Origin of the sequence: Staphylococcus kloosii, assembly GCF_032139365.1 — a bacterium.
Taxonomy (GTDB): Bacteria; Bacillota; Bacilli; order Staphylococcales; family Staphylococcaceae; genus Staphylococcus; species Staphylococcus kloosii_A.
The window spans coordinates 1-747 of sequence record NZ_JAVTDB010000087.1; the positions used below are offsets into that span (position 1 = coordinate 1).

The following is a 747-nucleotide window of genomic DNA, read 5'->3' on the forward strand; positions in this document are numbered from 1 at the left end:
TTATGGTGGAGACTAGCGGGATCGAACCGCTGACCTCCTGCGTGCAAAGCAGGCGCTCTCCCATCTGAGCTAAGCCCCCATTAAGTAAACAAGAGTCGGGAAGACAGGATTCGAACCTGCGACCCCTTGGTCCCAAACCAAGTGCTCTACCAAGCTGAGCTACTTCCCGTATTTAATTGAAGTTCTTATAAAATGGCGCGCCCGATAGGAGTCGAACCCATAACCTCTTGATCCGTAGTCAAACGCTCTATCCAGTTGAGCTACGGGCGCATATTTATAAATAAGATGGTGCCGAGGACCGGAATCGAACCGGTACGGTAATTACTTACCGCAGGATTTTAAGTCCTGTGCGTCTGCCAGTTCCGCCACCCCGGCACAAAATAATGGAGCAGAAGACGGGATTCGAACCCGCGACCCCAACCTTGGCAAGGTTGTATTCTACCGCTGAACTACTTCTGCATGTCCAAAATTAAAATTATTAAATCTGGATGAGCCATAGAGGATTCGAACCTCTGACCCTCTGATTAAAAGTCAGATGCTCTACCAACTGAGCTAATGGCTCATGAGATGGTGCCGGCCAGAGGACTTGAACCCCCAACCTACTGATTACAAGTCAGTTGCTCTACCAGTTGAGCTAGGCCGGCACATTATCTAATTGAGAAATGGTGGAGAATGACGGGTTCGAACCGCCGACCCTCTGCTTGTAAGGCAGATGCTCTCCCAGCTGAGCTAATTCTCCGATTTGTT

General features: G+C 49.5%; 8 tRNA genes. All 8 read right to left on the reverse strand.

The window, feature by feature from the left end:
* Nucleotides 1–3: 3 nt before the first annotated feature.
* A tRNA-Ala gene (locus RPL90_RS12325) sits at nucleotides 4–79 on the reverse strand.
* 16 nt (nucleotides 80–95) lie between these two features.
* A tRNA-Pro gene (locus RPL90_RS12330) sits at nucleotides 96–169 on the reverse strand.
* A 24-nt stretch (nucleotides 170–193) separates the two neighbouring features.
* Nucleotides 194–270 (reverse strand) — tRNA-Arg (locus tag RPL90_RS12335).
* 16 nt (nucleotides 271–286) lie between these two features.
* Nucleotides 287–375: transfer RNA gene (locus RPL90_RS12340), tRNA-Leu, on the reverse strand.
* A gap of 9 nt (nucleotides 376–384) precedes the next feature.
* A tRNA-Gly gene (locus tag RPL90_RS12345) sits at nucleotides 385–459 on the reverse strand.
* Nucleotides 460–489: 30 nt separating this feature from the next.
* Nucleotides 490–562 (reverse strand) — tRNA-Lys (locus RPL90_RS12350).
* A 6-nt stretch (nucleotides 563–568) separates the two neighbouring features.
* Nucleotides 569–644: transfer RNA gene (locus RPL90_RS12355), tRNA-Thr, on the reverse strand.
* A 19-nt stretch (nucleotides 645–663) separates the two neighbouring features.
* A tRNA-Val gene (locus RPL90_RS12360) sits at nucleotides 664–739 on the reverse strand.
* Between the last annotated feature and the right edge of the window lie 8 nt (nucleotides 740–747).